This window comes from Methylobacterium sp. P1-11, from assembly GCF_008329595.1.
Taxonomy (GTDB): domain Bacteria; phylum Pseudomonadota; class Alphaproteobacteria; order Rhizobiales; family Beijerinckiaceae; genus Methylobacterium.
Genome location: NZ_NPKS01000005.1, coordinates 217114 through 244073 on the forward strand (window position 1 = coordinate 217114; position 26960 = coordinate 244073).

Annotated in this window: 25 protein-coding genes; 12 read left to right on the plus strand and 13 right to left on the minus strand. The window is 71.1% G+C overall.

What is annotated here, in order from left to right:
* The first annotated feature begins 8 nt into the window (after positions 1-8).
* The 4 genes from CIW48_RS07580 to CIW48_RS07595 all read left to right on the plus strand — a co-directional run bounded on the left by CIW48_RS07580 (position 9) and on the right by CIW48_RS07595 (position 3091).
* Positions 9-302, plus strand: a complete 294-nt coding sequence (locus CIW48_RS07580; protein ID WP_149310258.1) for an RNA-binding S4 domain-containing protein — start codon at positions 9-11, stop codon at positions 300-302.
* Between the two features lie 219 nt (positions 303-521).
* Positions 522-860 (plus strand): ferredoxin FdxA, encoded by a 339-nt coding sequence (gene fdxA / locus CIW48_RS07585; RefSeq protein WP_091778217.1) that lies wholly within the window; start codon positions 522-524, stop codon positions 858-860.
* A 459-nt stretch (positions 861-1319) separates the two neighbouring features.
* Positions 1320-1925, plus strand: a complete 606-nt coding sequence (locus tag CIW48_RS07590; protein WP_091778215.1) for a CarD family transcriptional regulator — start codon at positions 1320-1322, stop codon at positions 1923-1925.
* Between the two features lie 290 nt (positions 1926-2215).
* Positions 2216-3091, plus strand: coding sequence for an RNA polymerase factor sigma-32 (locus CIW48_RS07595; protein ID WP_091778213.1), 876 nt, complete (start codon positions 2216-2218; stop codon positions 3089-3091).
* A gap of 220 nt (positions 3092-3311) precedes the next feature.
* Here the strand turns inward: CIW48_RS07595 and CIW48_RS07600 are convergent, their stop codons facing one another.
* The 3 genes from CIW48_RS07600 to CIW48_RS07610 form a co-directional block, all read right to left on the minus strand.
* Entirely contained in the window at positions 3312-4544 is a 1233-nt protein-coding gene (locus CIW48_RS07600; RefSeq protein ID WP_149310259.1) for an MFS transporter, read from the minus strand.
* 114 nt (positions 4545-4658) lie between these two features.
* Positions 4659-5051 carry a tautomerase family protein gene (locus CIW48_RS07605; RefSeq protein ID WP_149310260.1) on the minus strand — a complete coding sequence of 131 codons (393 nt, stop codon included), beginning with the start codon at positions 5049-5051 and terminating at the stop codon, positions 4659-4661.
* A gap of 23 nt (positions 5052-5074) precedes the next feature.
* Complete coding sequence (locus CIW48_RS07610; RefSeq protein WP_149310261.1) at positions 5075-5635, minus strand: DUF4865 family protein; 561 nt, start codon at positions 5633-5635, stop codon at positions 5075-5077.
* A gap of 87 nt (positions 5636-5722) precedes the next feature.
* Here CIW48_RS07610 and CIW48_RS07615 point away from each other — a divergent pair, with 87 nt between their 5' ends.
* The gene (locus CIW48_RS07615) at positions 5723-6598 is read left to right on the plus strand and encodes a LysR family transcriptional regulator (protein WP_149310262.1); all 876 of its coding nucleotides are present in this window, start codon (positions 5723-5725) and stop codon (positions 6596-6598) included.
* A gap of 19 nt (positions 6599-6617) precedes the next feature.
* Here CIW48_RS07615 and secB read toward each other — a convergent pair whose 3' ends face one another.
* The gene (gene secB / locus CIW48_RS07620; RefSeq protein ID WP_149310263.1) at positions 6618-7118 is read right to left on the minus strand and encodes a protein-export chaperone SecB; all 501 of its coding nucleotides are present in this window, start codon (positions 7116-7118) and stop codon (positions 6618-6620) included.
* Between the two features lie 346 nt (positions 7119-7464).
* Here secB and CIW48_RS07625 point away from each other — a divergent pair, with 346 nt between their 5' ends.
* From CIW48_RS07625 to gmk, 7 genes are all read left to right on the plus strand, one after another.
* Positions 7465-8178: a Tim44/TimA family putative adaptor protein gene (locus tag CIW48_RS07625; RefSeq protein ID WP_149310264.1), complete on the plus strand. Its 714-nt coding sequence runs from the start codon at positions 7465-7467 to the stop codon at positions 8176-8178.
* A gap of 32 nt (positions 8179-8210) precedes the next feature.
* A complete protein-coding gene (locus CIW48_RS07630) occupies positions 8211-9407 on the plus strand; it encodes an MltA domain-containing protein (protein ID WP_149310265.1) in 1197 nt (398 codons plus the stop codon).
* Complete coding sequence (locus tag CIW48_RS07635; RefSeq protein WP_149310266.1) at positions 9404-10039, plus strand: Smr/MutS family protein; 636 nt, start codon at positions 9404-9406, stop codon at positions 10037-10039. Before CIW48_RS07630 ends, CIW48_RS07635 begins: the two co-directional genes overlap by 4 nt.
* Before the next feature lie 149 nt (positions 10040-10188).
* The gene (mutM, locus tag CIW48_RS07640) at positions 10189-11079 is read left to right on the plus strand and encodes a bifunctional DNA-formamidopyrimidine glycosylase/DNA-(apurinic or apyrimidinic site) lyase (protein ID WP_149310267.1); all 891 of its coding nucleotides are present in this window, start codon (positions 10189-10191) and stop codon (positions 11077-11079) included.
* A 151-nt stretch (positions 11080-11230) separates the two neighbouring features.
* On the plus strand, positions 11231-12646 hold the full coding sequence (mltG, locus tag CIW48_RS07645) for an endolytic transglycosylase MltG (RefSeq protein ID WP_149310268.1): 1416 nt from the start codon (positions 11231-11233) through the stop codon (positions 12644-12646).
* A gap of 267 nt (positions 12647-12913) precedes the next feature.
* A complete protein-coding gene (locus tag CIW48_RS07655; RefSeq protein ID WP_149310269.1) occupies positions 12914-13789 on the plus strand; it encodes a YicC/YloC family endoribonuclease in 876 nt (291 codons plus the stop codon).
* 52 nt (positions 13790-13841) lie between these two features.
* Positions 13842-14504 carry a guanylate kinase gene (gene gmk, locus CIW48_RS07660; protein ID WP_149310270.1) on the plus strand — a complete coding sequence of 221 codons (663 nt, stop codon included), beginning with the start codon at positions 13842-13844 and terminating at the stop codon, positions 14502-14504.
* Positions 14505-14511: 7 nt separating this feature from the next.
* Here gmk and CIW48_RS07665 read toward each other — a convergent pair whose 3' ends face one another.
* The 9 genes from CIW48_RS07665 to nusA all read right to left on the minus strand — a co-directional run bounded on the left by CIW48_RS07665 (position 14512) and on the right by nusA (position 26931).
* The gene (locus tag CIW48_RS07665; protein ID WP_149310271.1) at positions 14512-14958 is read right to left on the minus strand and encodes a DMT family transporter; all 447 of its coding nucleotides are present in this window, start codon (positions 14956-14958) and stop codon (positions 14512-14514) included.
* Positions 14959-15125: 167 nt separating this feature from the next.
* Complete coding sequence (locus tag CIW48_RS07670) at positions 15126-15716, minus strand: biliverdin-producing heme oxygenase (RefSeq protein WP_173009210.1); 591 nt, start codon at positions 15714-15716, stop codon at positions 15126-15128.
* Complete coding sequence (locus CIW48_RS07675) at positions 15716-18328, minus strand: histidine kinase dimerization/phosphoacceptor domain -containing protein (RefSeq protein ID WP_149310273.1); 2613 nt, start codon at positions 18326-18328, stop codon at positions 15716-15718. Before CIW48_RS07675 ends, CIW48_RS07670 begins: the two co-directional genes overlap by 1 nt.
* An 84-nt stretch (positions 18329-18412) precedes the next feature.
* Positions 18413-19798 carry a dihydrolipoyl dehydrogenase gene (locus CIW48_RS07680; protein WP_149310274.1) on the minus strand — a complete coding sequence of 462 codons (1386 nt, stop codon included), beginning with the start codon at positions 19796-19798 and terminating at the stop codon, positions 18413-18415.
* 134 nt (positions 19799-19932) lie between these two features.
* Positions 19933-20913, minus strand: a complete 981-nt coding sequence (gene truB, locus CIW48_RS07685) for a tRNA pseudouridine(55) synthase TruB (protein ID WP_246695164.1) — start codon at positions 20911-20913, stop codon at positions 19933-19935.
* Positions 20914-21014: 101 nt separating this feature from the next.
* A complete protein-coding gene (rbfA, locus tag CIW48_RS07690) occupies positions 21015-21443 on the minus strand; it encodes a 30S ribosome-binding factor RbfA (RefSeq protein WP_091778180.1) in 429 nt (142 codons plus the stop codon).
* Positions 21444-21546: 103 nt separating this feature from the next.
* On the minus strand, positions 21547-24483 hold the full coding sequence (gene infB, locus CIW48_RS07695) for a translation initiation factor IF-2 (protein ID WP_149310276.1): 2937 nt from the start codon (positions 24481-24483) through the stop codon (positions 21547-21549).
* Between the two features lie 76 nt (positions 24484-24559).
* Entirely contained in the window at positions 24560-25282 is a 723-nt protein-coding gene (locus CIW48_RS07700) for an RNA-binding protein (RefSeq protein ID WP_149310277.1), read from the minus strand.
* 23 nt (positions 25283-25305) lie between these two features.
* Positions 25306-26931, minus strand: a complete 1626-nt coding sequence (gene nusA, locus CIW48_RS07705) for a transcription termination factor NusA (RefSeq protein WP_149310278.1) — start codon at positions 26929-26931, stop codon at positions 25306-25308.
* Between the last annotated feature and the right edge of the window lie 29 nt (positions 26932-26960).

The window sequence follows — 26960 nt, forward strand, 5'->3', positions numbered from 1 at the left end:
CGCCGCGGATGCGGGAGGATCGGCAGCGCCTCGACAAGTGGCTGTGGTTCGCGCGCTTCGCCCGGACCCGGTCGCTCGCGGCACGGCTGGCCTCGGACGGCTTCGTGCGGGTGAACGGAATCCGGGCCGAGAATCCCGCGAAAGCCATCGGCGTCGGCGATGTGGTGACGGTCGCCGCGCCGCACGCGACCCTGGCGGTGCGGGTGCTCGGACTCGGCCTGCGGCGGGGCCCGGCCCCCGAGGCGCGGCTGCTCTACGACGACCTGTCGGGCAGCGCCCGGCCGGAAGAGCCGCCCGAGTGATGAGGCCGCGCCACAGAGACCGCGCGAGCGACCCGGCACGAACCGCATGCGGCGCCCGCACGCTTGTCAGCCCGGGAGGCAGCGTCTAGAGCCGTGGGCCTCCGAGGCCCGGCTCCGCGCCGGGCCTCACCGGCGTTTCCCTCGCAGCGCCCCCCGGGGCATGCGGGCCGTCCCCAGGCTCCGCCCGGGCCGAGTCGAGTTTTAGGACGAAGACATCCGATGACCTACGTCGTCACCGACAATTGCATCAAGTGCAAGTACACGGACTGCGTCGAGGTCTGTCCGGTGGATTGCTTCTACGAAGGCGAGAACATGCTCGTCATTCACCCGGACGAGTGCATCGATTGCGGTGTCTGCGAGCCGGAATGCCCCGCCGAGGCGATCAAGCCCGACACGGAGTCGAATCTCGACACGTGGCTGAAGCTGAACGCCGACTACGCCAAGACCTGGCCCAACATCACGCAGAAGAAAGAGGCGCCGGCCGACGCCAAGGAGTGGGATGGCAAGTCCGGGAAGCTGGAGGCGCATTTCTCGCCCAACCCCGGTTCCGGCGACTGAACCTGGCCGAGATCCGCAGGACCTGACGCCGCCCCGCCGTTGAACTGCGCGATGGGGCTGCGTCATACGAAGCCCTGATACGCGGTCAGGTCATTCCTGTCCCGCCGCACCAGTGTAAAACTCTTTGGCGCCGCGCTTGGCCCGCGCGTGCGTCTTCAGGGATGCTTTGATCTGCGCGCCGGATTGTGGTAGACAATCCGCCTGCCGTCGCTCGCGCCTGACGTGCTCCCTCCGGCCGAAACACCTTCGATCTTCGCGGGTTAGGAGTAGTACGCGCCCGACCGCCGAACTGACTTCGGTGGGCGGGCAAGGCGTTCGCACGGCCGCGCCGGGGAACGACCGAGAATCTCGTGCTGCGCGCGGGGTCTCGGGAGCGGCGAGGCAGACCGGGTGTCCCGCCCGGAAGAACACGGTTTCGCGCGGCGCCGAACGCTGCGCGCCAGTGGAGGCCCTTCTCGCATGACCACAGCCAAGAAGACGACGACCGCAGGCCGGCAGGGCTTCAAGACCGGCGAGGCTGTCGTGTATCCGGCCCACGGCGTCGGTCGCATCACGGCGATCGAGGAGCAGGAGATCGCGGGCTACAAGCTTGAGCTGTTCGTCGTCTCGTTCGAGAAGGACAAGATGGTCCTGCGCGTCCCCACCGCGAAGGCCAACAGCGTCGGCATGCGCAAGCTCGCCGAGCCGGAACTGGTGAAGAAGGCGCTCGACCTGCTGACCGGCCGTGCCCGGGTCAAGCGCACCATGTGGTCGCGCCGCGCCCAGGAATACGAGGCCAAGATCAACTCGGGCGATCTGCTTTCGGTGACGGAGGTCGTGCGCGACCTGTTCCGCTCCGAGGCCCAGCCCGAGCAGTCCTACTCCGAGCGGCAGCTCTACGAGGCCGCCCTGGACCGGATCGTGCGCGAGATCTCCTCGGTCAACCGCATCACCGAGACCGAGGCGCTGAAGCTGATCGAGCAGAGCCTCGCCAAGTCGCCCCGCCGGGCCAAGAACGAGGCCGAGCCCGAGGCCGAGGCCGAAGGGGACAACGAGGGCGACGACCTTCAGGAGGAAGCCGCCTGAGGCGCGCTTCTCCCAACAGACGGCAGAGAACCCGGCCCTGGGGGCCGGGTTTTTTTATGCGTCGCGGAATCGGGACAGCGCCTCCGCGCCGTCGTTTTGCGGATCCTGGACTGGACGGCGCGACCGGCGATCCCATGTCATCCGGACGGAACACGAAATCGTGGCTGCCCGGCTGTCGCATTCTGGGGCAGCGGGACGGAACTTTCGCGTTTGGCCTCCCGTTGTCGGTTGCCTGGCGTCGCGGCATTGGCCCGGCGCCGCAACAGCACTCGGCAACAAGAGGCAGGCGGATGGCTGAGATCGCGGGAATTCGACGGCAGTTCATACGGACTGCCATGGAGGCACCCTTTCTGGCGAGGGAAGAAGAGCGTGGCCTCGCCGTCCGATGGAAGGACGAGCGGGACGAGCGGGCCCTCCACCGTCTGATCTCGGCCCATATGCGCCTCGTCATCGCCCTGGCGGGGCGTTTTCGTCACTACGGCCTGCCGATGGCCGATCTGGTTCAGGAAGGTCATGTCGGCCTGATGGAGGCCGCCGCCCGTTTCGAGCCGGAGCGGGATGTCCGCTTCTCCACCTACGCGACGTGGTGGATCCGGGCCTCGATCCAGGATTACATCCTGCGCAACTGGTCGATCGTGCGCGGCGGCACCTCCTCGGCCCAGAAGGCCCTGTTCTTCAACCTGCGCCGGCTGCGCGCCCGGCTGATGCAATCCACCGAGGAGCATGTCGGTGACGAGATCCACCGGCGCATCGCCAACGCCATCGGCGTCTCGCGCGACGACGTCGCGCTGATGGATGCGCGCCTGTCCGGCCCCGACATGTCGCTCAACGCCCCCGTGGGCGAGGACAGCGACGCGTCCTCGGAGCGGATGGATTTCCTGGTCGACGGCGCCGCCCTGCCGGACGAGACCGTGAGCGCCACGGTCGATGGCGAGCGTCGCCTCAGCTGGCTTCAGCAGGCCCTGACGGTCCTGTCCGAGCGCGAATTGCGCATCCTGCGCGAGCGGCGCCTCGCGGAGGATCAGGCGACCCTGGAGGCTCTGGGTCAGCGGCTCGGCATCTCGAAGGAGCGGGTCCGCCAGATCGAGAACCGCGCCCTGGAGAAACTCCGCCGCGCGCTGGCCGACCGGTTCCCGGCCGCCACCGGCAGCCCGTATATCGGCTGAGCCGCGCGGCGCAGCATCGTCGTCCCGAAGCCCGGCCCCGCGGCCGGGCTTTCGTGTTTTCGAGGGTCGCCGGCTCACCGGGCCCGTCCTCGCGGGCCCGGTGAAGCGGCCGTCGGCAGCGCGCGCGTGGCCGACGGGGCGCTGTCAGGACTGCTTCGCTGCACCCGCGAGGACGGGACGATGCGAGGCGCATGACCGAGAAGCCGGTTCGGGCGGCGCCTCACGCCTCCTGAATGGCGGCGCTGCGCAGCTCCCGCCGGCGCCGGCGCCGGCCGGGCTCGGGGGTGGCGTCGAGCCAGATCACCAGCGCCAGCGCGACGAGCGCCGGCACGCCGAGGGCCAGGAAGGCGCCGGTCCAGCCGAACAGCCCGTAGGACAGGCCGCCATACCAGCCCGAGAGCGCGCCACCGACGCCCTGCACGGCGTTGACGCTGCCGAGGGCCGTCTGGGTTCGTCCCGATCCCCAGGTCAGGTCCGCGACCACCACCGGCACGGCCACCCCGACGATGCCCGAGGCGACGCCGTCCAGCACCTCGGCGGCGATCAGCCAGACGGGATCGTCGATCAGGCCTGACAGGAGCGCCCGTACCGGCAGGACGGCGAAGGCGACCATCAGCAATTGGCGGCGGCCACGCTTGTCGGCGAGCGATCCGGCAAACAGCGCCACCGGGACCATCACCAGCTGCGCGACCATCACGTAGCGGGCCGTCCAGGTCGTCGCGTCGGCCGCGGTCGCCACCAGCTTCTGGCCGAGCAGCGAGAGCATGCCGCCATTGCCGAGATTGAACAGGCTCAGCGCCACCGTCAACACCAGCAGGCGGCGATTCCCCAGGAGCTGGCGGATGCCCCCGCGCTCCGGCTCGTCCGAATCGTCCTCCTTCCAGCCGACGGCACGGCGGCGGTTCCAGGCTCCGACCGGCGTCGTCAGTGTCGCGACGATCGCCGCCAGCGCCATGCCGCCGAGCACCCAGAACGCGATCGCCGGGCCGAAATAGCCGGTCCCGAGGCTGATCCCGCCCGCCGCGACCAGGATTCCGATGTGATTGAAGGCCTGGTTGCGCCCCTGCTGGGTGGGGAACCGCTCCTTCCCGACGATCCCCAGGGTCAGCGACGCGACGGCGGGCAGCAGCAGGGTGCCTCCGGCCGCGGCGAGGAGCTGCGCGCCCAGCACCGCCGGGACGCTGCGGGCCGGCAGAAGCAGCAGCGTTCCCGCCAGGATCGCACCGCAGGCCAGAGCGATCAGCAGACGCGGGCGCGGGAACCGGTCCACCAGGGCACCGAATGGACCGCTCAGGAACAGCGTGCCGATCCCCACCAGGGTGATGACGAACCCGACCCGGGCCGGGCTCCAAGAGGCCGATTGCGCCAGCCAGGTTCCGAGGAAGGGTCCGAGGCCGCCTTGGATGTCTCCGATGAACAGGTTGATCAGGGCGAGGTTAGCGGTGGGAGCCATGCGATCCTGGAGCCGTTTCGGGCCCCGGACCTGTACTTGGACCCTGGAACGGTCAAGCCCGGATCGCCGCCGCTTCGCCGCACGGGCAGCCCTGCGGCTTCGCTCTCTCAGGCGTCACGGTTCAGGCGGGCCGTACTGCATCAGCCCGTCTCCGAACGACCAGTTTTCCGGGCTGACCTCGACGAGGTTGATGAAGACATCCGCCGGCGCCAAGCCGGGATCGCGCGTGAGATTGCGCGTCACGGCGGCGTAGAGGGCGCGCTTCTGTTCGGTGCCGCGCGTGGCGTTGGCGGTGATCTGGATGATCACGAGGCGCTTGCTGCGCCGGATCCCGAGATAATCGGGACCGTAGACGAAATCCGGGGCGTCATGCTGATGCACGAGGGCGAACAGGTCGCCCTCCGGCACCGCGAAGGTCTCGCGCATGGCGTCGTAGACCCCCGCAACGAGGGCGGCCCGGTAGGCGTCGGTCGTTCCGGCGCGCAGGGAGATGCGGGTCAGAGGCATGGCTTGGTTCCTGGGGAGGGGAATCAGCGGCCGCGGGTCGCGGCGAGGCCCGGCGCGGCGAGATGGGCGATCTCGGCCTCGGACGCCGCGGCGGCCGGCTCAGCCCGGAGGGTGAACCGGATGAGCCGCCATCCGTCGGGATCGAGGCCGGCCACGGTCGCAAGGACGTCGCGTTCCGCCGCGATGTCGCGCCCACGGCTCACCTCGTCGTCGCGCAGGCCGGCGAGATCCTCCGCGGGTGCGACGAGCCGGGTCTCCTCCGCGAGCGTGCGCGCCGAGCCGCCCGGTCCGAAGGCGGAGGCGACGGTCAGCCAGGTCTCGATCCGAGGGCGGCCGAAGCCCTCGATCACGGCGCGGAAGCCGGATCCGGCCAGGAAATCGGCGGCTGCGCCGGCATCCTGCCAGAGATAGAGGGAGCTGTAGGCGTTGGCCGCCGCCCCGCGCGCCCGATCCTCGATCGCGAAAGCCTTGAAGACGAGGCCGGGCACCGCGTCCCAGGCCGGCGCGCGGGCGGCGACGCGCTCGCGGATCCTGTCCATGGCGTAGTCGGCCGGCAGACGATGCCGGTAGCGGGCGATCAGCATGGAACACTCCTGAAAGGAGCGCCAGATTTGCACGCGGCCGCGATAACGGCGACATATCACGCACGGTATCTATGATAAGGATTCGTTATGACCATCGATCGGCCCCTCGATCTTGAAGGTGTTCTGGCCTTCGTCCGCGTGGTCGATCTCGGCAGCTTCACGCGGGCCGCCGAGGCGCTCGCCACGTCGCAGGCGGCGATCAGCTTGCGCCTGAAGCGCCTGGAGGACAGGCTCGGCACACGCCTCCTGGACCGGACTCCGCGGCACGTGGATGTGACCCGGCAGGGTGCCCTGTTCCTTCCGGCAGCCCGGCGTCTGCTGGAGGCCCATGACAGCGCCGTGGCCGACGTGGCGGGCGCGGTGCCGGCCCGGCTGAGCCTTGGAATCAGCGATCACGTCGCCGGCCCGGACCTGCCCGCGCTGCTGCGCCGCCTGGGGCTGGATCGGGCCGGGCTCATCACGGAAGTGCGGATCGTGCCCTCGCGCGACCTGGCGGCGTTCGGATCGTCCGGCGAGGGCGGCTTCGACGCGGTGATCCTCCGGACCGAGGACGAATCCGGGCACGGCGGGACGATTCTGGCGGAGGAGCGGCTGGGCTGGTTCGCCGCACCGGATTTTCCCGCGCCCGAGCCGGGTGAAACGCTGCGGCTCGCGGGCCTCGCGGGGCCCTGCACTGTCCGGGGCGCGGCGGTGCGCGTCCTCGACGCGGCCGGCCTTGCCTGGACGGAGGTGTTCGTCGGCGGCGGGGTGCTGGCGGTCGGCGCGGCGGTGATGGCCGGGCTCGCAGTGGCGGCCCTGGCGCCGAGCACGGCACCGTCCGGCGCCGTGGAGGTCGGCGGCCGGTTCGGCCTGCCCGATCTGCCCCGCACCTTCGTCGTGCTGCGCGCCCGCCGCTTGGCCGGTCGCCCCGCGGAGGCCCTGCGCGCGCTGGCGGCGGCCTATCGCGGTCCCGGCGGCCGGTGAGCGGCCGCCGGTCGCTTCCTCAGGAGGCGAGCGGGCCCGTCGCGCCCTGCTGCTCCATCACCTTCTGCCGGTAGAGGCCGACGAAATCGATCGGGTCGATGTACAGGGGCGGGAAGCCGCCGTTGCGCACCGCCTCGGCCACGATCTGGCGGGCGAAGGGGAAGAGCAGGCGCGGGCACTCGATCATCACCGCCGGATGGATCTGGTCGGCCGGGATGTTGAGGAGCCGGAAGACCCCCGCATAGGTCACCTCGAAGGCGAACAGCACCTCGTTCTGGACCTTGGCGTCGCCCTCGAGCTTCAGCTCGACCTCGAAGTCGGTCTCGGAGAGCTGCTGCGCGTTGACGTTCACCTGGATGTTGATCTGCGGCCCCTGGCCCTCCTTGGGCTGCAGGGAGCGCGGCGCGTTCGGGTTCTCGAAGGAGAGATCCTTCGTGTACTGCGCGAGGGCATTGATGGTCGGCACATCGCCCTGCGGCATGCCGCCGCCATTGCCGTTCGCTGCCGGGGAATCGGCCATGCGGATCATCCTTCTCGATCGACCGGCAGGGCCGGCGCGGATTGCTGTCGCGGCGGGAGCCGCTGGATCACGCCGCGGAACTGCCCAAACGGCAGGGCCGCTAACACGCGGGCCGAGCCTCGACAAGCGAGCGGGGGCGGCGCTGGCGCCGGCGGCCCCCGCGACCCATATCGCCCGGTATCGCAATTGACGCGCGGGATCGGTTGACCGGGCACCACAACCGGCTCGCTCCCGACGCGTTGGTCGGATATGAGTCGGCCAGACCTATGCGCGCTTAGCCGGCGCCGCACCGCGCATGACCTGAGCAAGGGGCAAGGGTCTCGCCGCGGCCACCATCGGATCGGTGATGCAGGACAGTTTCGACGTTACGACGATCATCTTCCTCGCGCTGGCCGTCTTCGTGATCTGGCGTCTGCGCTCGGTGCTCGGTCAGAAGACCGGCGCCGAGCGCTCGCCGTTCAAGCCGGTCGACCGCAGCCGCACCGAGCCGCAGGCCCGCTCCGACGGTGACAACGTGGTGCGCCTGCCGGGTGCCGACCGGGTCCAGGCCGCGCCGCCACCCGCTGCCGCGCCGCGAGACTGGCGGGGGATCGCCGAGCCGGGTTCCGAGGTGGCCCGCGGCCTCGAGGCCTGCATCCAGGCCGAGCCCAGCTTCGATCCGCGTGCGTTCATCGAGGGTGCGAAATCCGCCTACGAGGCCATCATGATCGCCTTCGCGAAGGGCGACCGGAAGACCCTGCGCGGACTCCTGTCCAAGGAGGTCGGCGAGGCGTTCGAACGGGCGATCGCGGAGCGCGAGCGCAACCGTCAGACGCTGGAGACCACCTTCGTGTCGATCGACAAGGCTGAGATCGTGGCCGTCGAGGTGCGCAACCGCGTGGCGCATGTCACGGTGCGCTTCCTGTCGAACCTCATCACGGCCACCCGCAACGCGGAGGGCAAGGTGGTGGATGGCAGCGCCGAGACGGTGGTCGAGGTGCCGGATGTCTGGACCTTCTCCCGCGCCCTCGGCTCGCGGGACCCGAACTGGCAGCTCGTGGCCACCGAGGCCGGCGCCTGAGCCCGTGACCTGCGTGCCGTGACACAGTTGCCGTGCCGATCCCCCGCGCCCGGTCCGGAACAGTCCGGGCCGCCCTCCTCGCGTTCCTCCTGAGCGATCCCGCCTCTGCCGCGCCGGCGGCGGTCGGCGGCGCGAACCTGATACCGATCGCTCCGGCGGAGTTGCCGGGCTTTCCCGGCGCGGAGGCCGCAGCCGCCCTCGACGCCTTCCGCCGGGTCTGCGCGGCACCGCCGCCCGCCCTGCCCCAGCCCCACGGCGTCGCGGGCGATCCCGTCGCCCTCGCCGAAACCTGTGCGGCCGCCGCCGGCCCCGTGCCGGACGCGGCTGCCTTCTTCCGCGATCGGTTTGACGCCTTCCGCATCGCGCGGCCCGGCGCGGATCGGCCGGGCTTCCTGACCGGCTATTTCGAGCCGGAGCTGACCGGCTCCCTCGAGCCCGGGCCTGATTTTCCGACGCCGGTGCTCGCCCGTCCCGACGACCTGATCTCCCTCGGCCCCGGCGAGACCCGTCCGGGGCTCGACCCGACCCTGCGCGCCGCCCGCGCCACCGGGGAGGGCTTCGCCCCCTATCCCGACCGCGCCGCGATCGAGGACGGGGCTCTCGGGGCGCGCGCGAAACCGCTCCTGTGGCTGCGCGACGCGGTCGACCTGCTGGTCCTGCAGGTCCAGGGGTCCGGGCGCGTCCGGCTGCCGGACGGGCGCGCGGTGCGTGTTCTCTATGACGGGCGCAACGGCCGCCCCTACACAGCGGTGGCCAAGCTGATCGTTCAGGAGGGGCACCTGCCCCTGGAAGGCCTGACGCTCACCCGCTGGACCGGCTGGCTGCGGGCGCATCCCGAGATCGCCAAGCGCCTGATCCGCACCAACGCCTCCTACATCTTCTTCCGTCTCGCCCCGGTGGACGATCCGGCCCTCGGGCCGCCGGGCGCCGCGAACGCGCCGCTCAGCCCGGGATTCAGCCTGGCGGTGGATTCGACCCTCTGGCGCTACGGTCTGCCGTTCTGGCTCGCGGGCCCCCTCCCCGCCGCGGCGCGGGCCGGAGCCACGGGGGAGGCCGGGCGCCTCGTCATCGCCGCCGATACCGGATCGGCGATCGTCGGCCCGGCCCGCGGCGACCTCTTCGTCGGCACCGGTCCCGAGGCCGGCGCCGTCGCCGGAAACCTCCGCGATCCCATCGGCTTCGTCGTCCTCCTGCCGCGCCGCGGCGGCGCCCCCGGAGCCGCACCGTGAGGCCCCCGCGCCGCGGGCGCCGCCTGACCGCGGGAGAAGCCCGGCTCTGGGACGCGATCGCCAAGCTGGTGACGCCGCTGCCGGATCGGGCATCCGCGAAACCCGGAACCGGCACCCCGCCGGCGGCGCCGAATGCCACCATGCCGGCCCTGTCGGCGCCGATCCTGAAGCCCAGCGCGCCGCCGGCCGCCAAGACACCGCGGGCGAAGCATCCGCCGAAGCCGGCGCCGGATCCGCCGCGTCCGGCCACATCCGCGCCGTACCAGCCGCCGCCGCAGCGCCATATACCGGGCACCGGTCTGGAGCGGTCGGCCAAGGTCGGCCTGCGGCGCGGGCGGCTGGCGATCGAGGCGCGGATCGACCTGCACGGCATGGTGCAGGCGGAGGCGCACGCCGCGCTGACGGGCTTCCTGCTCCGGGCACGGGCCGCCGGGCATGCCTACGTGCTGGTCGTCACCGGCAAGGGCGGCGCGGGCTACGCCGAGGCCTTCGCCGAGCGTGGGGTGCTCCGCCGCAGCGTGCCGCACTGGCTGCGCGGACCGGAATTGCGCGGGATCGTCCTCGGCTTCGAGGAGGCCGCCCGCCACCATGGCGGCGGCGGCGCCCTCTACGTCCGCCTGCGCCGCCGGTAGGCCGCCGGGCCCACGCGCGCGGCGCTGTTCAACGACCCACGCGGCCTGCGCGGCAAACCGCGCCGGACCCGCGCGGTTGCGGCCCGGCTCGATCCCGCCGATATCCGGTTTCGGCGCACGAGGCGCCCGCACGCAAAGCCGCGAGAGAGATGCCGGAGCTTCCAGAGGTCGAGACGGTGCGGCGGGGATTGGCGCCCGCACTGGTGGGAGCCCGCTTCACCCGCGTCACCCTGCGCCGGGCCAACCTGCGCTTCCCGTTCCCGGAGCGCTTCGCCGCCCGGCTGGAGGGACGGACCGTCACGAGCCTCGCGCGCCGGGCGAAATACCTCACCGCCGCGCTCGATTCGGGCGAGACGCTGGTCATGCATCTCGGCATGAGCGGCCGGTTCGACGTGGCTTTGCCCGACGGCAGCAATCTGTCACCGGGGGACTTCTACCTGGAAGGGGCCCAGGGCACGCCCACGCACGACCATGTGGTCATGGCGATGAGCACCGGCGCCACGGTGACCTACAACGACGCCCGCCGCTTCGGTTTCATGGATCTCGTCCCGAGCGCCGATCTCGCCGCCTGCCGCCACTTCGCCCGGATGGGCATCGAGCCCCTCGACGGGCTCACCGGAGCGGTGATCGCGCAGCTCTTCCGGCATAGGATCGCGCCGCTGAAGGCTGCCCTCCTCGATCAGCGCCTGATCGCGGGCCTCGGCAACATCTACGTCTGCGAGGCGCTGCACCGGGCGCGCCTGCATCCGGAAACGCCCGCCGGAAGCCTCGCCAGACAGGACGGACGCCCGACGCCCAAGGCCAATGCCCTGGCAAAGGCGATCGTGACGGTTCTCGAGGAAGCCGTGAAGGCCGGTGGCTCGACCCTGCGCGACTACGCCCAGACCGACGGCAGTGCGGGCGCCTTCCAGCACGCCTTCCGGGTCTACGACCGGGTCGGCCTGCCCTGCAGCCGGCCGGGCTGCGCCGGTGCGATCACCCGCATCGTGCAGGCCAACCGCTCGACCTTCTTCTGCGCCGCCTGTCAGCCACCCGGCTGACGGCACCGATCCGCGCCCTATCGCGCCGCAAAACGGCATTTTCGCCACAAACCCGGCTAGGGTCGCAGCGCTCGACGTGCGCATCCGGTTGCGGGCAGCCGATCCCGGCCCACAGCGCGAGACGGGTCGCACGGGCCCAGACAGGATCCCGATGTTCTTCCGCCGCTCAAAGACGCCCGCGCCCGAGATTCTCGCGCAGGATCCGACGGACGAGCCCGCCCTGCCGCAGCGGCTCTCGCCGCGCTCGCCGGGTGAGGCGATCAAGCCGACCATCGCGCCGCCGCCCCCGGAAAAGCCCGGGCGCGAGCGAAGCGGCTTCGTGGGCCTCATCAGCGGGGCGCTGACCTTCGCGGTCGTCATCGCCATCGCGGCGATGATCGGGATCACGCTGTTCCAGCGGCAGGTACGCGAGCCGGGCCCCCTGGCGGCCGACAAGGTCGTGGTGATCCCGACCCATAGCGGAACGTCCGAGATCGCCGAGACCCTGAAGCGCGAGGGGGTGATCGATCATACCGGCCTGTTCGAGTTCGCCGCCCGGTTCGGCGGCCGGCCGGCGCTCCGGGCGGGCGAGTACGTGTTCAAGGCGCATGCGAGCATCTCCGACGCTCTCGACACGATCGCCACCGGCCGGCAGGTCCAGCACGCCGTCACCTTCCCGGAGGGCCTGACCTCCGAGCAGATCGTCAACCGCCTCAACGAGAACGACGTCCTCACCGGCGAGATCAACGAGATCCCGCCGGAGGGTTCGCTCCTGCCCGACACCTACAAGTTCGAGCGCGGCGCGACTCGGCAGCAGATCGTCAACCTGATGAAAGCCAAGCAGCGCGAGGTTCTGAACCAGATCTGGCTGCGCCGCAGCGCCGAGGTGCCGGTGCGGACTCCGGCCGAGATGGTGACCCTCGCCTCCATCGTGGAGAAGGAAACCGGCCGCGCCGACGAGCGCCCCCGGGTCGCCGGCGTCTTCATCAACCGCCTCAACAAGCGGATGAAGCTGCAATCCGATCCGACGATCGTCTACGGGCTTGTGGGCGGGCGCGGCACCCTCGGACGTGGCATCCTGCGCTCCGAGATCGACCGGCCGACGCCCTACAACACCTACGTCATCGAGGGCCTGCCGCCGGGCCCGATCGCCAATCCCGGCCGGGCCGCCCTGGAGGCGGTGGCCAACCCCTCCCGGACCAGGGATCTCTACTTCGTGGCGGACGGTACCGGCGGCCACGCCTTCGCCGACTCGCTCGAGGCGCACCAGCGCAACGTGGCCCGCTGGCGGGCGGTGGAGAAGAGCCGGCAGGCGCCGCCGGACGCCGTCGACAAGGTGGAGCCGGGGCCGGATCCGGCCACGCCGGGCCGTGCCTCGGCCTACGCGCCGGCCGGCGCGCCCGCGGGCAACGGAATCAACACCAACGCGGCCTTCGCCCTGGATAACGGCACGCCGGGTTCGCGCGCCTTCGATGCCTCCGAGGGCACGCGCCTCGACCCGCTGAAGAACCGCAGCTACGATCTCGGTTCGCCCAAGACAGTGCCGAGCCTGAGCGAACCGGCACCGGCGCCACGGGGCCGCCGCTGAGATTCGGCCCCGGAGCGGCGACGCCACCCTGACGCTTTCGGCGCGCCCTCGGGATGGACACGATGCGCCTTCGGGTTCCGTGGGCGCTTGTCCGGCGCTCCGCCCGGCAGGGTCGCGGCGATCTGCAGTCCCAGTCCACACAGCAGAACCTCGAGCAGCGGCCGAACCCGCTTAGCCCCAGCGGCGTCGAGATCGGCGACAAGCGGCCTCTTCCCAGTCGAGAGATCCGTGCTACAGGCCCCGATCTTCAGGGGGACGGGGGTCGGCATGGCCCAGATCGCGAGCATGACCGGTTTCGCCCGGACGGCGGGCAGTGCCGGACCGGTGCACTGGGCCTGGGAGGTCCGCAGCGTCAACGGGCGCGGCCTCGACGTGCGCATCCGGGTGCCGGCCGGCTATGACGGGCTCGGCGAGACCGCACGCACCGCCCTGCAGAAGACCCTGGCCCGCGGCCAGTGCCAGTTGACCCTGACGCTCACCAAGCCGGAGACGACCGCGCGGGTGCGGATCAACGAGGCCCTCCTGGCGAGCCTTGCCCAGGCGGTCGCCCGGGTTCCGGTCCCCGAAGGCGTCGCCCCCGCCACGCTGGACGGGCTGCTGGGCGTGCGCGGCGTGATCGAGGTCGAGGACGAGGCCGCGGAGACCGACATCCTCGCCCGGGATCTGGCCGCGGGCGTGGTCCGGCTGGTCGCGGATCTCGTCGAGGCCCGCCGCGCCGAGGGGCGCCAGCTCGAAGAGGTCGTCGCCGCGCAGGTCGACCGGATCGCCGCGCTGACCGAGGCCGCGGAGGCGAACCCCGCGCGTCGGCCCGAGGCCGTGCGGGCGCGCCTGGAGGCGGCCGTCGCGGCGCTCGGCGGCAGCGGCCTCGACCCGGACCGCCTGCACCAGGAGGCGATGCTGCTCGCCGGCAAGGCGGATGTGCGCGAGGAGCTGGACCGGCTCCGCGCCCACGTGGCGAGTGCCCGCGAGTTGCTGGCGGCCGGCGGCGCAATCGGCCGGCGCCTGGACTTCCTGGCCCAGGAATTCGGCCGCGAGGCCAACACCTTGTGCGCCAAGGCCAACGACATCAGCCTGTCGCGGATCGGACTCGACCTGAAGGCCGTGGTCGAGCAGTTCCGCGAGCAGGTCCAGAACATCGAGTGATGCCGGATCAGGACGTGAGGATACGGATGCGAAATGTCGGGGAGCCACGCGCATGACCGAGCCGGCCGGGAGCGTCTCCGACTCGATCGCGCGGCGCGGGTTGATCCTGATCCTCTCCTCGCCCTCCGGGGCGGGGAAGACCACCCTGACGCGGGCGATCGCGCAGGATCCGAGCTGGGCACTCGACCTGTCGATCTCGGTGACCACGCGAGGGCGACGCCCCTCCGAGATCGACGGGCGGCACTACCACTTCATCGATCGCGAGGCCTTCGACGATCTGCGTAACCGCGACGACCTGCTCGAATGGGCGGAGGTCCACGGCAATTTCTACGGCACGCCCCGGCGGCCGGTGGAGAAGGTGCTCGGCTCCGGCCGGGACATGATCTTCGACATCGACTACCAGGGCACCCGGCAGGTGCGCTCCAAGCTCGCCCAGGACGTGGTGACGGTCTTCATCCTGCCGCCCAGCATGGCCGAGCTGCGCCAGCGGCTGGAGCGCCGGGCGGAGGATTCCGCCGAGACGATCGAGAAGCGTCTCGCCAACGCCCGGACCGAGATCCAGCGCTGGGTCGAATACGATTACGTCATCGTCAACGAGGATCTTCAGAACGCCTTCCGGGCGCTCCAGGGGATCCTGGCGGCCGAGCGCCTCCGCCGCGCGCGCCGCACCGGCCTCGCCCCCTTCGTCGAGGGCTTGCTGGCGGAGACGCCGTGATTCGGCTCTAGCGGCGGATCAGCACCACGCCGCCGATCAGGAGTGCGATCCCGAGGAGGCGCGGCAGATCGATGGGCCGCTGCGTGAGGCCGAGCAGGCCCACCTGATCGAACACCACCGAGGCGAGCATCTGGCCCGTGACCAAGAGGGCGAAGAAGGTCGCGGCGCCGAGCTTCGGGACGAGCAGGATCGCAAGGCCGATGAACACCGCGCCGAACAGGCCACCGCTCCAGGTCCACCACGGGATCCGCTCCGCCACGCCCGCCGTCGGCACCGGATCGCGCAGGGCGGCGGCGAGGAGCGCCATGCAGGCGAGGCCGACCGCGTAGCTGGAGACGCCGGCCCAGGACGCGGAATCGAGGCCTGCGCGGAGATTCGCGTTCAGGATCTGCTGCAGGACCAGGCCGGCGCCCGCCAGAACGGCGAGCAGGGCGGAAAGCGCGAAGGCGAGCATCGAGGGGCGGGCCTCTGGGTCAGGGGGCGGGCGCCATTGACAACCGTCCGGGCCGAGGCCGTCAAATGCCGTGCTGTCCCGCGCCCATGCATTTTCGGCATACCGGAACACGCGCATTGCGACCGCATCCGCACCGTGATGCGCACTGGCGGCCGAACCTGAGCCGGTCAGGTCGCGGCCGGCGTCCCTGGACCGTCACAGAGCCACGCGCGCATCGCCGAGAAGGTCGACACGGCCGCGCCGGTGAGAGCGGCCTCCGCGACCGGATCGTCGCCGAAGATTTCCAGGCGTTTCCGGAAGGCAGCCCACATTACCCCCGCGGCGGGTCCGTGCGCGCGGTAATAGGAGAGACCCGCGCTCGAGATGCCATGCAGCCCGGCGATGTGCCGGCCGATCAGCTGGCCGCCGAGCGTCGATCCTTCCAGCACGTAGAGTGCGCCCGTGGCGGCAGCCGGCCCGTCGAGCATCGGGGCGGCCGGCTTCGGAAGTGCCGTGATCGCGGAGGGCGGAAGGCCGAGATGGTCGAGGTCGCCCGCGACCAGCGCGAGGCGGCGGCGCGGTGCCAGGAATGATTCGTCGGCGAGCCCGACCGCGATGGCGGATTCCCACACCGCGTGGAACCCGTAGAGACGCCCCAGCAGGTCGCGATAGCCGTCCAGCGTCGCCACCCGCGCCTGCCAGTCGAGGGACGCCTCCAGAGCCCGATGGGCCGGATCGGTCGCGGCGCGCAGCCGTGCATGCAGGCCGTCGCGGGACATCACGCGGTGATCGTGAAGCAGGCGCCGGGAGTGTTGGCGACGGTCAGCGTGGCGTTGATCTGGTCGAGCATCGCCCGGATGAGCTTCATCCCCAGGCCGGAGCCCTTGCTGCGGGCCTTCGCGTCGGCCCAGTCGTCCGGCAGGCCGGCGCCGTCGTCGCAGACGCGGAGCTGGACCTCGCCGGGACCGGAGGCCGAGACGCTCACCTCGACCCGGCCGATGCCCTCGGGCGTGGCCGCGTACTTGAAGGCGTTGGTGACGAGTTCCGTGGCGATCAGCGAGAGCGCCACCGCCTTGCGGTAGGGCACCATCAGGCCGGGCTCCGCCGAGAGATCGACGGCGTGGCCGTCGCCGGCGAGCCCCGCGAGGTCGCTGCACAGGTTCTCGATGGTCTGGCCGAGATCGACCTCGTCGAACCGTTCCGCCTGGTACAGGCTGTCATGCACCCGCGCGACACTCATCACCCGGGCGGAGGTGTCGGCGAAGGCCTGCCGGGCCTCGCCGTCGGCGATCTGGCGCCGCTGCATCTGCAGGAAGGCCGAGACGATCTGCAGGGAATTCTTGACCCGGTGGTCGATCTCCCGGGTGAGCAGGTCCTTCTGCTCGAGCAGGCGCTCCTTCTCGGCGAGCAGGCCGGTCAGCTCGTCGATCTTGCGCCGCTGGCGCAGCACGACACCCTCGACCGCCTCCGCGAGGGAGCCGGCGAGCTGGATCTGCCATTCCGCGAAAGGAGCGGCGAAGCCGGTGCGCTCCTCGACCCAGCGCTCGAAGGAGCGGCGGGGCAGCACGGCCACGGGACCGCTGCCGGCGAGCACGGGCTTGCGCGGGTCGCCACCCCAGGTGACCGTGCTGGACACTTCCGGCCGGAACCAGAGCAGCAGGTTCTCGCGCGAGGCGTCGACGAAGACGGCGAGCAGGCCGCTGGCGATCTCCCGATGCGGGCCAGCCTCGGGATAATCCACCGTGACGCTGTCGCTATTGTAGCCGACCTCGCCCGCCGGCACGCGCGCCCGCAGCCAGGTGGCGATCGCCGCCACCATGTCGGCCGGCGGCGTCCGACCGATCAGCGTGACCCGGTCGCTGGAGACGATGCCGGCGCCCGTGGCGCTGAACAGGTCGAGCAGCGTCGTCGTCCCGCCGGTCAGGGCGGCCACGAAGTCGTCGGAACGAGTGAGGCCGCGCACGAGGCGCCCCTCGACGTCGAGATGCGCCTGCCGCTCGGCCCAGAGCCGGCGCGATTCGATCTCCTGCACCCGCATGGCGAAGGCATCGGTCAGCACGGTGGCGGCCGCGCGGGTCTCCGGCGTGACGTAGTGCGGACGGCGATGATGACCGATCATCAGGCCCCAGAGCCGGCTCTCGACCATGATCGAGATCGACATGGAGCCGTTCACGCCGAGGTTGCGCTGGTACTCCAGGTGAATCGGCGAAAGCGTGCGGTGCTGGGCGAAGGTCAGATCGATCGGGCCGTTTCCAGAGCCGGGCGCCGAGACCAGCCCGACCGGGACGCTGTCACGGTCGATGACGAAGCGGCTCTTGGCCTTGGTGTAGAGGGCGCGGGCTTGGGCCGGGATGTCGGAAGCAGGGAAGTGGAGACCCAGCAGGCTGCGCGACCAATCGGGCGCCTTGTCCTCAGCCACGGCCTCGCCGTTCCAGTCCGTGTCGAAGCGGTAGACCAGGACCGCCTCGAACCCGGTGAGAGACCGGATCTCTAGGGCGGCGATCCGGGCTGCCTCCGCAAGCGTTCCGGCCCCGCGCAGGCGGCCGACAGCCAGTTCGGTATCGATTTGGCTGGCGGTGGCGAAATCTTCAACCGAACCCGGCTCCAGCTCCATCTCGACGATGAGCCGGCCCGCATGGACATGGGCGATCGCGTGGTATGCGCCCCGGTCGGGGACCGTCACGGTCCGGCGCACCGCCGTGCCGTCCTGGAAAGTCCCGCTTGCCAGCCGCGCGCGGAGCGCCGCGACGAAATCCGCCGGGAGCACGTCCGCCAGGGGCCGGCCCGCGAGCGGCGGCTCGATCGGATCGATGATCTCTCCGACATTGGCCGAGTAGGCGACCACCAGAAGAGTCCCGGCGTCGGCTGCGAGCATCACGGCGTTGGGCTGGATCGAGCCCGGGATATGGATCGGCTCCCGCTCGCAGAGGCTGGCATCGACCGGCTCGGCCCGCACCCGCCGACCAATTGCCGCCACCACGGCCTCGCGCGACCGGTCGGCCCCGAGGCTCTCGACCGGATCGATGGTCAGCCATGTCACCGGACCCGTGCCGGCGATCCGTCCGTGACGCATGTGGATCCGGGCACGCAACGGCTGCGGCAGCCGGCCGAACACGTAATCAAAGGTCTCGTCCAGGGCGCCGCGTCGCGCGCCCGCCAGGAACCGGCCCCGGAAGCTCGGCACGTTGGTGCCCGGCATCACGTCCCGGAAATAGTCGCGTCCGAGCACGGCCTCGCGCGACAGGCCGGAGATCGTGCTCGCGCCCTCGCTGAAGGCCACGACGGTGCCGGCCGCATCGAGCGCGATGACGCCCCGGTCGAGGCGATCGAGCGCGTCCGGTGCGATGTCGTCGAGATCGACGTCCGTATGGGGGGCTTGGCTGGGCGGCATCAAGAACGAAACCGGCGCATTCAGACGGGTATGGCGACGGGAGCGGTCGGGCGCAATGCGTGTGACGTCGGCAAGATCAACATCTCAGATCTTCCGTATGATCGTAGACATAATACTGAAAAGCCCTTCTTCAACCGTAGGATGATATACCGGCCGATCATGCACGGATTGGGCCGTCTGCTTGTCGGTGACCGCGTAAGCAAGCAGATGTGCGAGGTGCTCCACGGCAGGACCGAGCATTTCGCCGCCGAGCAGCTGCCCGGACCGATCGGCCCAGATCCGAATGCCGCCGCGGTTCAGCCCCTCGACGCGGGCACGCCCCTGATCCGAGAAATCCATGGAGCCGATGACGCGTCCGTCGTCCTCCGGATCGTACGGTGCGCCGATCACGGCCGCCTGGGGATGGGTAAAGACCATTGCGAGGCTCGTCCACGGCGCCGGCGCCGCGGGCGCGCGGCCCGCAGCCAGAGCGGCCGCGTTGGCGCCGGCGATCCGCCCCTGGCGGCTGGCCTCGTGCAGCACCGGCCGCCAGCCATCGGCATCGCCCGCGATCAGGATCGGCGCACCCGCGCAGACGAGGCTGCGCCGGTCGAAATCCGGCAGGCCGTCCGCGCCGTGGCGAAGGCCGACCGCCTCCAGCCCGAGGGGCTGCAGGTTCGGTGCCCGTCCGATGGCGGCCAGCACCCGCGACGCCCGCGTGACCTGTTCGCGCCCGTCACGGTCGGTCCAGTGGAGACACACGCCGTCGCCGTCCGGAGCGGCGGCCCGAACCTCGGCGCCCCGATGAAGATTCAGCTCCGAGCCGAAGATTTCGGCGGCCTGCTGGACGAGCCCCGGCTCGCTCAAGCCGGCGACGGCCTCGCCGGTATCGATGACCGTGACGGCGACGCCGAGCCGTGCCATCGCCTGGGCGATCTCGATCCCGACCGCCCCGGCCCCGAGGACAGCCAGCGAATCCGGAAGATCGGGAATCTCGAAGAGGGTGTCGGTGGTCAGGACGCGCGCGCCGAGCCCCCGCAGGGGTTCCGGTACGATCGGCCTCGAACCGGTGGCGATGACGGCCGCCCGGAACCGGATCCGGATCGCATCGCCGATCAGCAGAGTGCGGTCGCTCTCGAACCGCGCCGTGCCGTCGAGGCGCGCGTGATCGGGCAGATCGCCGAGTCCATCGAACACACTGGCAACGAACCGGTCGCGCTCCGCGCGGAGGCGGCGCAGCACGGCGGGCCCGTCGACCGCGACGTCGGCGACCCGGATGCCGAACAGGTCGGTGCTGCGTGCCGTATGGGCGGCGGTGCCGGCGGCGATCAGAAGCTTCGACGGCATGCAGCCGACCCGCGCGCAGGTCGTCCCGCCCGGCCCGCGCTCGATCAGCACCGACCGCGCCCCCGAGGCCGCAGCGGCGCGATGGGCGGCGATGCCGGCCGTCCCGGCGCCGATCACCGCCACGTCGTAGTCGAGTTCGCGCATCAGCATCCCGGACCGTTCGCCGGAGCCAAAGCGTCACGGCTCAGGTTCGTTCCGCCTGCGCGATCACGACTCAACCCGACCTGGACCGGCCGGGGCTCCGCACGCGCCGCATCGGGCAATGCGGAGCCGGGAGCTCAGGAGTTGCGGCCGGGCGCCGTGCCGCCGAGGTGGAATACCCGGTGCGGGATCAGTTCGCCGCGCTCCACGTCGCCCACGGCGACGAGAATGCCAGCGCAGGTCGCGAAGACCTTGCCCGCGACGGGAGCATCCCGGCCCCGCAGGATCACAGGCTGCCCGCGCATCAGGCGCACGCCCAGATCGCGGGAGACGGCCACCTCCGGAATGGCATCGAGGGCCGTCTCGACCGGACGCAGAAAGGCGAGCGCCGCCTCGGGACTTCCGTCGGTCAGGGCGGAGACCGGGCAGGCTTCAGCCTCCGAGAAGGGCCCGACACGGGTTCGGCGCAGGGCCGCCACGTGGCCGTAGCAGCCGAGCATGCGGCCGAGGTCGCGGGCGAGCGCCCGCACATAGGTGCCCTTGCCGCACTCCGCCTCGATCACGGTGCGCTCGCCGTCGTGCTCGACGACCGCGAGCCGGTCGATCTGCACCGGCCGGGCAACCAGTTCCACGGTCTCGCCTTCGCGGGCGAGATCGTAGGCGCGCTCGCCCTGGATCTTGATCGCCGAATAGCGCGGTGGCACCTGTTCGATCGCCCCCACGAAGACCGGTAGCGCCGCCTCGACCGCGGCGCGGTCGGGACGGGCGTCGCTGGTCGCCACGGGACGCCCCTCGGCATCATCGGTGTCGGTCTCGATCCCCCACTGCACGGTGAACCGGTAGGCCTTGCGGCCATCCATCACGAACGGAACGGTCTTGGTCGCCTCGCCGAGCGCGATCGGCAGGATGCCGGAGGCCAGCGGGTCGAGAGTGCCGGCATGGCCCGCCTTCTTGGCGTTGAAAGCGCGCTTCACCACGGCGACCGCATGGGTCGAGGTCATGCCAACATGCTTGTCGAGGATGACCCAGCCCGAGACGTCCCGGCGCTTTGGGCGGTCGGGACGCGGTCCGCGCTGGGGACGGCGGCCCTCCGGACCACGGCGCTCAGCACTCGGCATGGGAGCCTGGTGCTCGGCCGGCGGAAAATCTTCCATGGAAACCGTCATGTCCGCGTGTCCCCGGGGTCGATGCCCCGTCCCTTTCTGCTTGGTATCGGGGCTCAATGCCCCGTCCCGGTCTCCGGTTCGTCGTCCTCGTGCCCGGTCTCGAGGTCGCGCTGGACCCGCTCATCCCGCAGCAGCTTGTCGATGCGCGCCGCCTCGTCGAAGGTCTCGTCCCGCCGGAACCGCAGCTCAGGCGCGTATTTCAGGTTCACCCGCCGCGCCACCTCCTGGCGCAGCACCTTCCTGTGGCGCTCCAGGGCGGCGATCACCGGCGCCTCGTCGAGGCCGCCGAGCGGCATCACGTAGGCGGTGGCGAGCTTCAGGTCCGGCGACATCCGCACCTCCGGCACGGTCACGACATGCGTGCCGAGCACCGGATCCTGGATGTCGCCGCGCTGGAGCACTTCGGCGAGCGCGTGGCGCACGAGTTCGGCCACGCGCTGCTGACGCTGCGAGGGGCCGGTGGAGGTCGGTTTCTGGGCCATTCTGTCTCGGGCCTTTCCGCCGAAGCGGACGGCTCACGTCCTGAAAAAGAAAAGACGGCCGCGGCAGGTGCCGCGGCCGCCCTGTCCGGAAGAGTCCGGCGTGTCAGAGGGTGCGGCGGATCTCCTCGACCCGATAGCACTCGATCACGTCGCCCGCGCGCATGTTCTCGAAGTTCTCGAAGGCCATGCCGCACTCCTGACCGGAGGTGACTTCCTTCGCATCGTCCTTGAAGCGCTTGAGCGTCTTGAGCTTGCCCTCGTGGATCACGACGCTGTCGCGGATCAGGCGAACATGGGCGCCGCGCTCCACGATACCGTCGGTGACGCGGCAACCCGCGACCTTGCCGACCTTCGAGACCTCGAAGACCTCCTGGATCGTCGCCTCGCCGAGGCGATCCTCCCGCAGGGTCGGCGGCAGCATCCCCGACAGCGTGGCTTTGATGTCGTCCACGAGGTCGTAGATGATGTTGTAGTACCGGATCTCGATGCCGGCCCGCTCGGCGGCCTCGCGGGCCTCCTTGAGGGCGCGCACGTTGAAGCCGATCACGACCGCCTTCGACGCCTGCGCCAGGGTGATGTCCGACTCAGTGATGCCGCCGACGCCGGACAGGAGGATGCGGGCCGCGACCTCGTCGTTGCCGAGCTTCTCGAGCGCGCCCGAGATCGCCTCCACCGAGCCCTGCACGTCGCCCTTGATGACGACCGGCAGTTCCTTGCGGCCGGCGCCTTCCTTGAGGTCGCGCATCATGTCGACCAGCGAGCGGTTGGCACCGCCGGTCCGGGCGTTCTGGCGCTCGCGCTTCTGGCGGGCGCGGTACTCGGTGACCTCGCGGGCGCGGGCCTCGCTCGGCACCACGGTCACGCGGTCGCCGGCATCGGGCGTACCGTTGAAGCCCAGCACCTCCACCGGCACCGAGGGGCCGGCATACTGGACGTTCTCGCCGAGGTCGTCGATCAGGGCGCGCACGCGGCCCCACTCGGCGCCCGCCACGACGATGTCACCGGTGAACAGGGTGCCGCGCTGGACCAGGACCGTGGCCACGGGGCCGCGACCGCGGTCGAGCTGCGCCTCGATGACCGTGCCCTCACCGTCGCGCTTCTCGTTAGCGCGCAGGTTCATGATCTCGGCCTGAATCTGGATACCCTCCAGAAGCTCCGGGACACCGGCGCCGGTCTTGGCCGAGACCTCGAACTCGAGGGTCTCACCGCCCATCGACTCGACCTGGATGTCGTGCTGCAGCAGTTCCGTGCGGACCCGCTCCGGCTTCGCATCCGGCTTGTCGATCTTGTTGACCGCGATGATCATCGGGACGCCCGCCGCCTTGGCGTGCTGGATGGCCTCGATCGTCTGGGGCATGACGCCGTCATCGGCCGCCACCACGATCACCACGATATCGGTGACCTTGGCGCCGCGGGCGCGCATCGACGTGAACGCCGCGTGGCCCGGGGTGTCGATGAAGGTGATCATGTCGCCGGACGGAGCCGCGACCTGATAGGCGCCGATGTGCTGGGTGATGCCGCCGGCCTCGCCCTCAACCACGTTGGCCTTGCGGATCGCGTCGAGCAGCGACGTCTTGCCGTGATCGACGTGGCCCATGATGGTGACCACCGGCGGACGGGGATCGAGATCCTCCTCCAGATCCGGCTCGTCGGACGACAGACCTTCCTCGACGTCGGACTCGGCGACGCGCCGCACCGTGTGGCCGAGTTCCTCGGCGATGAGCTGGGCGGTATCCGAATCGATCACGTCGGTGATCTTGTGGATCTGGCCCTGCTTCATCAGCATGCGGATCACGTCCACGGCCCGCTCCGACATGCGGTTGGCGAGTTCCTGGATGGTGATCGTCTCGGGGATGGTCACCTCGCGCGACAGCTTCTCTTTCTGCTCGACATGACCCCGACCGCTCATCCGCTGCTGGCGGCGGCGGAACGAGGCGACGGAGCGCGTGCGCTCGTCCTCGCCCGACGTCGCGGTCGCGATGGTCAGACGGCCGCGGTTGCGGTCGCCCCCCGGCGATTTCGGCGTCTTGGGCGGGGTGATGATCTTGAGCGGCATGCCGGGACGGCGGATGACCCGCTTGGTCTCGGACTCGTCGTCGTTGGTCTGGGCACCGCGACCGGCGGGACGCGCAGCCGCGCCCGCACCGGCGGGACGCGCGGCGGTCGCCGGCGTCGCGCTCTTCTCGGGCTCCGGCGCCGGGGTGGGCCGGGCCATGAAGTTGAGGTCGCGCGGCTTGCGCGAATCAGCCGTGATCGTCTTGCGCGGCTCACCCGTGGAGGGGCGCGGCGTCAGCGGCGGACGCGGAGCGGCCGGAGCCGCGGCGGGCGCGGCACGCGCTGCGGCCGGACGCGCGGCCTCGGTCTGACGCGCCGGAGCGGCCGGACGGGCCGGGGCAGCGGCCGGGCGAGCCGGCGTGGCTGCGGGCTGGGCAGACGCCGGAGCCGGAGCCGGGCTGGACGGCGCAGCGGCCGGCGCCTCGGCGGCGGGAGCTGGAGTGGCAGGCGCGGGCGCCGGAGCCGCGGCAGCAGCTTTGGCGGCCTCGGCCGCTTCCGCGGCGGCCGCAGCGGCTGCGGCCTTGCGCTCCTCCTCCTCGCGGCGGCGGGCCTCGGCGGCCTCGCGCTCGCGGCGGGCCTGAGCCTCAGCCTCCTGGCGGCGCGCCTCGGCTTCCGCCTCGGCCTTTCGGCGGGCTTCGGCCTCACGGCGCTGCGCGTCGGCGAGGGCAGCGGCGCGGGCGGCGCTCTCCTGCTCGCTCAACGTGCGCAGGACCACGCCCGAGGCCGGCCGCTGAGCGGGGCGCGGGGCAGCGGCGGTCGGCGGCGCGGCCGGTGCCGGACGCGGCGCGGGCGCAGGTTCACGGGTGGGGGCGGCCGGAGCCGCGCCGATGACGCGGCGCTTCACCGTCTCGACCACGACCTGCTTGGAGCGGCCATGGGAGAAGCTCTGACGCACGGTGCCCGCCTCGATCGGCCGCTTGAGGGAAAGCGGCTTCGGGGAAGTCCGATTCAGAGTCTTGTCGCCCGGGTTGTTCGTATCGCTCATTCAGCCTGAACCCTGAGGGTTTCCATCGTCCCGTGAACCGACGCCCGGTGGCGCCGGCCAAATCCGTCCTGCGTCGTCAACGTGAGGCTTCGTCGATCCCGCCGATTCGGGCTGGATCGGGCTCCCCGGTCGCCGCGGCGGCGCCCTCGAAGGAGCGTAGCCGACGCCAACGCGACAGGCAGCCGGCGGCTCCGGCTCCTGCGACGAGCGCAGCGTGTATCACATGATCCCGACCTAAGGCCATGTCCAATTCGTCTTCGGACAGGTCATCGATGATCGGGATCCTTGACATGGCCTCGCCATGGCGCCGGTACAAGGCCGCGGCGATCTTCCGCCGGCCGTCCGGGCTCGCCTCGGCGGCGTGAATCACCGCGATCGCGCCCGGCTGTCCGCCGATAGCGGCCTCGACCTTCGAGAAGCCCGCCACGATGCAGCCCGCCTTGTTGGCCATCGCGATCGCCTGCCGCAGGTCCTCCCGGAGCGCCGCGACGATCCGGTCTGGCAGGTCGGGGGCGGCCGGCGTCGGCCCCTTGAAGGCCCGCGAGAACAGGTTTTTCCGCACGGCGGTGGCGACCGCCTCGCGCCGGGCGCTCACCCAGGCGCCGCGGCCCGGAAGCTTGGCGCGCAGGTCGGGCACGACGCTGCCGTCCGGCCCGCGTACGAACCGGATCATCGCCTCCGGCGCCTGGGCGGCGCGCGTGACGATGCAGGTCCGCTCGGGCAAGCGGCGGCCGGGGCCGGCATCGAGCCCCCCGGCATCCAGCCCGTCCTCGGGCAGGGTCGTGTCGACCGCGACCATCGCGCCTCCGCGCCGCCGCTCGCTCAGGCTTCGGCCTGCGCGGGGGCGGTCTCTTCGCCCTCGGCCGCCTCGGCACCCTCCTCGGCCTCCGGCTCCGGCAGGGCCTCGATCCAGCCGGCCTTGAGGCGGGCGGCCATGATCAGGGCCTCGGCCTCGGCGCGGGACAGGTCGAACCCGTCGAGGTAGCCGGCATGGCGCACGGCGTCGGGACCGCGGCCTTCCGTGTAGCCGACGAGGTCGTCGGTGGCGCAGCCCGCCAGATCCTCGACACTCTTCACGTCGTTCTCGCCGAGCGCGACCATCATGGGCGTGGTGACACCCTCGATCTCGCGCAGCTCGTCGGCGACGCCGAGTTCCGTGCGGCGGGCATCGTGGGCCTGCTCGATCCGGGCGAGGTGGTCCTGCGCGCGGGCCTGGATCTCGGTGCCGGTCTCCTCGTCGAGACCCTGGATGCCGGACAGCTCCTGGATGTCGACGTAGGCGATCTCCTCGACGTTGCGGAAGCCTTCCGCGGCGAGCAGCTGGCCGACGGTCTCGTCGACGTCGAGCGCCTCCATGAACACCTGGGTCCGCTCCGCGAACTCCTTCTGGCGACGCTCCGATTCCTCGGCCTCGGTGAGGATGTCGATGTCCCAGCCGGTGAGCTGCGAGGCGAGGCGCACGTTCTGGCCGCGGCGGCCGATCGCCAGCGACAGCTGATCGTCCGGCACCACCACCTCGATCCGGTCGGCCTCCTCGTCGAGCACCACCTTCACCACCTCTGCGGGCTGGAGGGCGTTGACGATGAAGGTCGCCTCGTCCTCGGACCACGGGATGATGTCGATCTTCTCGCCCTGCAGCTCGCCGACCACGGCCTGCACGCGCGAGCCGCGCATGCCGACGCAGGCGCCGACCGGGTCGATGCTGCCGTCGCGGGAGATCACCGCGATCTTGGCGCGCGATCCCGGATCGCGGGCGACCGCCTTCACCTCGACGATGCCGTCGTAGATCTCGGGCACTTCCTGGCCGAACAGCTTGGCCATGAACTGGGGATGCGAGCGCGACAGGAAGATCTGGGGGCCGCGCACTTCCGAGCGCACGTCGAACAGGTAGGAGCGGATGCGGTCGCCCGGCCGGAAGGTCTCGCGCGGGATCATCTCGTCCCGGCGCACGATACCCTCGCCGCGGCCGAGATCGACGATGACGTTGCCGTACTCGACCCGCTTGACGATGCCGTTGAGGATCTCGCCGATGCGGTCCTTGTACTCGTCGAACTGGCGGGCGCGCTCGGCATCGCGCACCTTCTGGACGATGACCTGCTTGGCCGACTGGGCGGCCACCCGGCCGAAATCGAAGGGCGGCAGGGTGTCGGAGATCACGTCGCCGACCAGCGCGCCTGGATTGTAGCGGCGGGCCTGATCCAGGGTGATCTCGCGGGCGTCGTTCTCCACCTGATCGACGACCAGGAGGTGTCGCGACAGGCGCAGGGCGCCGGTCTTGTTGTCGATCTCGGCGTGAACGTCGGTCTCGGCGCCGTAGCGGGAGCGGGCCGCCTTGGCGATCGCCTCCTCCATCGCGTCGATGACGATGGAGCGGTCGATCACCTTCTCGCGGGCGACCGCGTCGGCGATCTGGAGGAGTTCGAGCCTGTTGGCGCTGACGACGGCCATCGGTTTCGGTCCTTCTCTTCCGTCAAATC

What these genes read in the sequence shown, in the direction of transcription:
- truB (WP_246695164.1), bottom strand. Translation starts at nt 20,913, where the DNA reads ATGCCGAGTGCTGAGCGCCGTGGTCCGGAGGGCCGCCGTCCCCAGCGC.
- CIW48_RS07600 (WP_149310259.1), bottom strand. Translation starts at nt 4,544, where the DNA reads ATGGCTCCCACCGCTAACCTCGCCCTGATCAACCTGTTCATCGGAGAC.
- CIW48_RS07670 (WP_173009210.1), bottom strand. Translation starts at nt 15,716, where the DNA reads ATGTCCCGCGACGGCCTGCATGCACGGCTGCGCGCCGCGACCGATCCG.
- CIW48_RS07700 (WP_149310277.1), bottom strand. Translation starts at nt 25,282, where the DNA reads ATGGTCGCGGTCGACACGACCCTGCCCGAGGACGGGCTGGATGCCGGG.
- gmk (WP_149310270.1), top strand. Translation starts at nt 13,842, where the DNA reads ATGACCGAGCCGGCCGGGAGCGTCTCCGACTCGATCGCGCGGCGCGGG.
- CIW48_RS07675 (WP_149310273.1), bottom strand. Translation starts at nt 18,328, where the DNA reads ATGCCGCCCAGCCAAGCCCCCCATACGGACGTCGATCTCGACGACATC.
- CIW48_RS07590 (WP_091778215.1), top strand. Translation starts at nt 1,320, where the DNA reads ATGACCACAGCCAAGAAGACGACGACCGCAGGCCGGCAGGGCTTCAAG.
- infB (WP_149310276.1), bottom strand. Translation starts at nt 24,483, where the DNA reads ATGAGCGATACGAACAACCCGGGCGACAAGACTCTGAATCGGACTTCC.
- mutM (WP_149310267.1), top strand. Translation starts at nt 10,189, where the DNA reads ATGCCGGAGCTTCCAGAGGTCGAGACGGTGCGGCGGGGATTGGCGCCC.
- rbfA (WP_091778180.1), bottom strand. Translation starts at nt 21,443, where the DNA reads ATGGCCCAGAAACCGACCTCCACCGGCCCCTCGCAGCGTCAGCAGCGC.
- CIW48_RS07605 (WP_149310260.1), bottom strand. Translation starts at nt 5,051, where the DNA reads ATGCCTCTGACCCGCATCTCCCTGCGCGCCGGAACGACCGACGCCTAC.
- CIW48_RS07610 (WP_149310261.1), bottom strand. Translation starts at nt 5,635, where the DNA reads ATGCTGATCGCCCGCTACCGGCATCGTCTGCCGGCCGACTACGCCATG.
- CIW48_RS07595 (WP_091778213.1), top strand. Translation starts at nt 2,216, where the DNA reads ATGGCTGAGATCGCGGGAATTCGACGGCAGTTCATACGGACTGCCATG.
- CIW48_RS07615 (WP_149310262.1), top strand. Translation starts at nt 5,723, where the DNA reads ATGACCATCGATCGGCCCCTCGATCTTGAAGGTGTTCTGGCCTTCGTC.
- CIW48_RS07665 (WP_149310271.1), bottom strand. Translation starts at nt 14,958, where the DNA reads ATGCTCGCCTTCGCGCTTTCCGCCCTGCTCGCCGTTCTGGCGGGCGCC.
- CIW48_RS07625 (WP_149310264.1), top strand. Translation starts at nt 7,465, where the DNA reads ATGCAGGACAGTTTCGACGTTACGACGATCATCTTCCTCGCGCTGGCC.
- CIW48_RS07580 (WP_149310258.1), top strand. Translation starts at nt 9, where the DNA reads ATGCGGGAGGATCGGCAGCGCCTCGACAAGTGGCTGTGGTTCGCGCGC.
- CIW48_RS07655 (WP_149310269.1), top strand. Translation starts at nt 12,914, where the DNA reads ATGGCCCAGATCGCGAGCATGACCGGTTTCGCCCGGACGGCGGGCAGT.
- fdxA (WP_091778217.1), top strand. Translation starts at nt 522, where the DNA reads ATGACCTACGTCGTCACCGACAATTGCATCAAGTGCAAGTACACGGAC.
- secB (WP_149310263.1), bottom strand. Translation starts at nt 7,118, where the DNA reads ATGGCCGATTCCCCGGCAGCGAACGGCAATGGCGGCGGCATGCCGCAG.
- CIW48_RS07680 (WP_149310274.1), bottom strand. Translation starts at nt 19,798, where the DNA reads ATGCGCGAACTCGACTACGACGTGGCGGTGATCGGCGCCGGGACGGCC.
- nusA (WP_149310278.1), bottom strand. Translation starts at nt 26,931, where the DNA reads ATGGCCGTCGTCAGCGCCAACAGGCTCGAACTCCTCCAGATCGCCGAC.
- mltG (WP_149310268.1), top strand. Translation starts at nt 11,231, where the DNA reads ATGTTCTTCCGCCGCTCAAAGACGCCCGCGCCCGAGATTCTCGCGCAG.